General features: G+C 63.8%; 6 protein-coding genes and 1 pseudogene. 4 read left to right on the top strand and 3 right to left on the bottom strand.

Annotated elements, in window-relative coordinates:
- Positions 1–160, top strand: a pseudogene (locus EN935_RS42205) (low affinity iron permease family protein); the annotation flags it as partial.
- 3 nt (positions 161–163) lie between these two features.
- Here the strand turns inward: EN935_RS42205 and EN935_RS22305 are convergent.
- Complete coding sequence (locus EN935_RS22305) at positions 164–1,030, bottom strand: SDR family NAD(P)-dependent oxidoreductase (protein ID WP_109668214.1); 867 nt, start codon at positions 1,028–1,030, stop codon at positions 164–166.
- 175 nt (positions 1,031–1,205) lie between these two features.
- Here EN935_RS22305 and EN935_RS22300 point away from each other — a divergent pair, with 175 nt between their 5' ends.
- Complete coding sequence (locus EN935_RS22300) at positions 1,206–1,487, top strand: hypothetical protein (RefSeq protein WP_023668298.1); 282 nt, start codon at positions 1,206–1,208, stop codon at positions 1,485–1,487.
- 3 nt (positions 1,488–1,490) lie between these two features.
- Here the strand turns inward: EN935_RS22300 and EN935_RS22295 are convergent, their stop codons facing one another.
- On the bottom strand, positions 1,491–2,066 hold the full coding sequence (locus EN935_RS22295; RefSeq protein ID WP_126069542.1) for a TMEM175 family protein: 576 nt from the start codon (positions 2,064–2,066) through the stop codon (positions 1,491–1,493).
- A gap of 240 nt (positions 2,067–2,306) precedes the next feature.
- Between EN935_RS22295 and EN935_RS22290 the strand changes: the two genes are divergently transcribed.
- A complete protein-coding gene (locus tag EN935_RS22290) occupies positions 2,307–2,714 on the top strand; it encodes an SH3 domain-containing protein (RefSeq protein ID WP_127264948.1) in 408 nt (135 codons plus the stop codon).
- A 102-nt stretch (positions 2,715–2,816) separates the two neighbouring features.
- Here EN935_RS22290 and EN935_RS22285 read toward each other — a convergent pair whose 3' ends face one another.
- Entirely contained in the window at positions 2,817–4,289 is a 1,473-nt protein-coding gene (locus EN935_RS22285) for an MATE family efflux transporter (RefSeq protein WP_127373620.1), read from the bottom strand.
- Positions 4,290–4,471: 182 nt separating this feature from the next.
- Between EN935_RS22285 and EN935_RS22280 the strand changes: the two genes are divergently transcribed.
- Positions 4,472–4,882: L,D-transpeptidase (locus EN935_RS22280; RefSeq protein ID WP_164771262.1), on the top strand; the 411-nt coding region annotated here is incomplete at its 3' end.

Below are 4,882 nucleotides of genomic sequence, written 5' to 3'. Positions count from 1 at the left end.
CAACCACTTCATCGGCATCGAGCACCTGACTGAATCAGAAGTCGAGGAGATCCGCGACAAATGCGAGCGTGCCGCCAAGCGGCACGACGAGCATATCGCCGCCATGGCGGCGAAGAAGGCCGTGGCGCAGAAGCGCAGGCCGAAAAAGCACGCGGCCTGAAGGTCAGCCTTTCATGAACGCGGCGAAAGGCTCCTTGTAGTCGGGATGCCAGCGCGACAAAGCGGGGCGGTTCTCGATGATGTCGCCGATTGCCCAGGCCATGCGCTTTTCATCCAGCGGCCGCGCCGCCTCATTGTCCGGGCACAGGATGTAGAAATCGCCCCTGGTCAGGGCTTCCAACATGAAATCAACGACCTGTTCGCCGGTCCAGGCGCCGGCCGGCTTTTCCGTCGCGCCCTCGGTCAGCCCGGTGAAGGTGAAGCCAGGGATCAGCAGATGGGCCGAGACATGGCCGCCGGCCTCGTTGCGCAGCGCATGCGCCAGGCCTTCGGTGAAGGTCTTCACCCCGGCCTTGGAGACATTGTAGGCAAGGTTGCCGGGCGGCGTGGTGATGCCTTGCTTGGAGCCGGTGTTGATGATCAGGCCAGGCCTGGCCGAGGCCAGCATGTGCGGCGCGAAGGCCTCGACGCCATGCACGACGCCCCAGAAATTGATGTCCAGCAGCCGTTTCCAGGCATCGCGGTTTTCCCAGGGCTTTCCGGGATTGTCGCCGACGCCGGCATTGTTCATCAGCAGCGACACGTCGCCGAAGGCGCCGAACGCCCGTTCGGCGAGACGGTCCACCTCATCCGCCTTCGAAACGTCGGCGGCGACGGCAAGCACGGCATCGTCGCCAGCAATCGCAGAGACGGCGCGCGCGGCGTCGTCAAGGCGCGCGCCGCCAATGTCGGCCAGCACGATCTTCATGCCCATCATCGCAAACCGCTTGGCGGCCGCAAGACCGATGCCGCTGGCGGCGCCGGTGATGACGGCGGCGTTGCCTCGGCCAAGCGCGGGCAGGGCGGTCTGGATTTCGGTGTCGGTGATCATGCGCGATGGGTTCCTTCTCTCGATGGCGCCGAACTTAGCGCTGGAACGGGCTTGCGCAAGCCTCTGCTCGCCTAGTCGGGTTGACCAGTCCGGTCGAGGCTGCGCATGTTGCCGAGACAAAAGAAGACTTTTGCCGACGAACATGGAGATGGGTGGGCAAGTGGAGATTTCCTGATTGACGGACTGGGTTGCAATCCTGAAGGAACAGACCGCCACCGGCGACCAGATGGGCCGTGAGGTGCCGCAGATGCTGGCCAATCCCGACATCAGCGAAGCGCAGGTGAAGACACTCTTTTCTGCCCTGGAGAAACAAGCCGAGTTCGTCGAGAAACTGCGCATGGCGCTGGAAAAGTTCGGCCATGATTTCTCGATCATCAAAGCCGCGGAACGGCTGGAGGAACGCTATGCCGACCTTGCCGCATCGGTGGCGGAAAAACTGAAAGCGATGCGCAAGTAGCTGCTACTTTTCGATTACCCGCGCGAAACGCGTATCCGGCACGAGCCATACGGTCGCGACCAGCACATAGATCGCGACGCCAATCCATTGGCTGACAAAGGTGAGCGGTATAGCCGCGAGGTAGAAGGCGAGCGAGATCTTGCCTTTGCGGTCGCCGCCCAGGGCCCTGGCAAAGGCGCTGTCGCTGCCGTGAAGCCGGTGCAGAGTGATGGTCAGGATGTTGAAGGCAACAGCACTTAGCGCGAGGTCGGCGCCGTAGACCGCGACCGGCACCGGCGCGAAATGGTTCTCGCCCATGAAGGCCGTCGTTACCGGCATCAGCGACAACCAGAACAGCAGATTGAGGTTTGCCCACAGCACGCCACCATCGACGCGTTGCACGGTGTGGAACATGTTGTGCAGATTGTTCCAGTAGATGCCGACATTGATGAAGGACAATACGTAGCAGAGGAAGACAGGCCACAGCGGTACCAGGGCCGAAAGATCCTCGCCATGCGGCACTTTCAGTTCAAGCACCATGATGGTGATGATGATGGCCACGACGCCGTCGGTGAATGCCTCGACCCTGCCTTTGCCCATGGATCCCACCTTTGCCCGCAACGGATTGTCGAAAGACAGTAAACTGTTAGCGGATGTTGAAGGGCCGATAAACGGTGCTCGGGAAATTCCTCAACCCTATCCAGGGAAACTCCGGCATCAGTCCCGCTGATCAGGATGGTTGCGGCGGCCGCATGTTGACTTTTCCTGGCTTGGCCTCTCCCCTCGCAGGGCAGTCCCGGCCGGAGCAGACGAACGGCCGGGGTTCGAATGGAGGGACTGATGAGATTTCGTTTTCTGCTTGTGGTCGCGACCATCCTGGCCGCGGTCTTCGGGACGTCCGCCGCGGCCTTCGCCTACAGCGCCCACACCACGACCAATCTCAATGTCCGTACCGGGCCGGGAGCCGGATACGCCAAGGTTGGAACGCTGCCCGCCGGCTTCAGGGTGAATGTCACCGGCTGCGAGCCGGGCTGGTGCCGGATCCATGGCGGCGGCGTGAGCGGCTGGGCCAGCGCCGGCTATCTCGAGCGCTCCCAGATCGTTCACCCGCCGATCATCATCGTGCGCCCGCCGCATCGGCCGCCGCATTGGCACCATAGGCCGCATCATCGTCCTCCGCACCATCGCCCGCCGCACAAGCCGCGTCCCGGCAAGTGCAAGATCGCGCCCGGCTTCCCCTGCAAATAGGGTTGATTGCGCCGGTCCGGGCGTTCCGGATCGCATGACGGGCAGGGCCGCAATCAGCTTGTGGCCCTGTCGCCATGTCCTTGGCCAGAAGGATCCGGACCTTCAGCCGTTCGGCGTCTCAGGCGAAAGATGCGCGCGTCCACGCGGCACGCCAAGTCCGGTGTCCGGCGGCTCGCCGGCGGCCGGCCTGTCCTCGATCATGTGCAGGGTGCGCCAATGACCGAAGCGGTAGTAGGCGGCGGCCAACACCAGCGACGTGATCGAACCGGTGGGAAAGCTCCACCACAGCGCTTCTTCGCCGATCACGCCGCGCATGAAATAGGCAAAGCCGGTTCGCACGACCAGCACCGAGATCACCAGGATGATCAGCGGCGGCATCACCGCACCGGTGGCGCGCACCGTGGCGAACAGCACGATGGTGATGCCGAACAGGATGAACGACCACGACGCGACATTGTTGATGTGGACGGCGATGTCGATCGCTGCACTGTCGCTGCTCAGGAATAGGCTCAGCACCGAGCGGTCGAAAACCGACAGCACGGCAACCAGTGCGCCGGTCAGGACCAGGTTGAAGCCGACGCCTGAGGCGGCGATGCGGCCGATCCGGTCCCAGCGCCCGGCGCCGACATTCTGCGCCGCCATCGAGGAAACGGCGGCACCGATGGCGAGCGCCGGCATCTGGATGTAGGTCCACAGCTGGGCGGCGATGCCGTAGGCGGCGGCAACCTGCGAGCCGTAGGAGTTGACCATGCCCATCACCGTCAGCGCTGCCGCCGAGATGACGATCATCTGCAGACCCATCGGCACGCCCTTGAAGACGACGATGCGCAGCAAGGTGGGGTCCGGCCGCAGCAGAGCGAGGTTGGCGCCGGCCAGACGCAGCGGATGCTTGCGCACATAGAGCACGATCAGGATGGCGATCACGCTCACCGTCTGGCCGATCAGCGTGGACGTGGCGGAGCCCGCGATACCGAGCTCGGGAAACGGCCCGATGCCACGGATGAGCAACGGGTTGAGCACGATGTCGAGGACGACGGCCAGCGCCATGAAGAAGAACGGCGTGCGCGAATCGCCGGCACCGCGCAGCACGGTCATGACGAAGGACAAGAGGTTCATCATCGGCACGGCGACGAAGATGATGCGCAGATAGGACCGCGCCAGCGGCAAGGCGTCGGCCGGTGTGCCGAGCGTATTGAGGATGGCGTCGACCCAGATCCAGCCGCAGACCGCGAACACCACCGAGATGAGGAAGAAGAAGGTGGCGCTGGTGCCGACGATGCGGCGCGCTTCCGGCAGGTCGCGGGCGCCGACCGACTGAGCCACCAGGATGGTCGCCGCCATGCCGATGCCGAAGACCGTGCCGAGGATGAGGAAGAGGACGAGGTTGGCGTTGGAGGTGGCCGTCAACGCCGATTCGCCGAGGAAGCGGCCGACCCAGACGGCGTTGATCGAGCCGTTGAGCGACTGCAGCACGTTCGAGCCGAGCACCGGCAGGGCAAACAGCAAAAGCGTGCGCGGGATCGGGCCGCTGGTCAGGTCGCCGGTGCGCCGGCGGGCGGGCATTTTTTCGTCCATGGCTGGCAACTCGGCGAAGGTTTGTTTCAAGTCCGGTCCGCGATGATTGCCGATTCAACGCAACAGGTCATGCCTTGATCTAATCATGTTCTCAAAGCTTCCGGAATGGGATATTGATCCTCGATGCGTGGGGCCGCATTCCTACAGATCTGCCCTACAGATCTGGATAGACCGGGGGGTACATGTCCGATATTCCGCTGTTTTCTGAGCGCCTGAGCCGGCGCACGTTCCTCGGTGCATCCGCCTTGGGCGCGGCGTCCGTGGCTCTTTCGGCGTGCACCACGACGGACGTGGCGCCACCGCCGCCGGTGGCGGCACCGCCAAGCGATCCGGCTTTCGGCGACACCGCAAGCATGTATGCGGCGCGCACCGACGAGGGCTATCAGCTGCCAGCAATCCCGGTCGCCAAGCTCGATCCAAAGTTCGTGCGCCAGATCGTGTCCGACCCGACCGGAGAAAAACCCGGCACGATCGTCGTCGATGTCTCCGAGCACTTTCTCTATCTGGTGCGCGACGGCGGCAAGGCAATCCGCTACGGCGTCAGCCTTGGTAAGGCCGGTTTCGGATGGACCGGCAGTGCCGTGGTCCAGGCG

Source organism: Mesorhizobium sp. M7D.F.Ca.US.004.03.1.1, assembly GCF_003998635.1.
Taxonomy (GTDB): domain Bacteria; phylum Pseudomonadota; class Alphaproteobacteria; order Rhizobiales; family Rhizobiaceae; genus Mesorhizobium; species Mesorhizobium loti.
Note: the sequence above shows the minus strand (reverse complement) of the source record. Positions and strands in the feature narration are given on the sequence as shown.

Coding starts and splice junctions, on each gene's coding strand:
- EN935_RS22305 (WP_109668214.1), bottom strand. CDS start 1,030: ATGATCACCGACACCGAAATCCAGACCGCCCTGCCCGCGCTTGGCCGA.
- EN935_RS22295 (WP_126069542.1), bottom strand. CDS start 2,066: ATGGGCAAAGGCAGGGTCGAGGCATTCACCGACGGCGTCGTGGCCATC.
- EN935_RS22290 (WP_127264948.1), top strand. CDS start 2,307: ATGAGATTTCGTTTTCTGCTTGTGGTCGCGACCATCCTGGCCGCGGTC.
- EN935_RS22285 (WP_127373620.1), bottom strand. CDS start 4,289: ATGGACGAAAAAATGCCCGCCCGCCGGCGCACCGGCGACCTGACCAGC.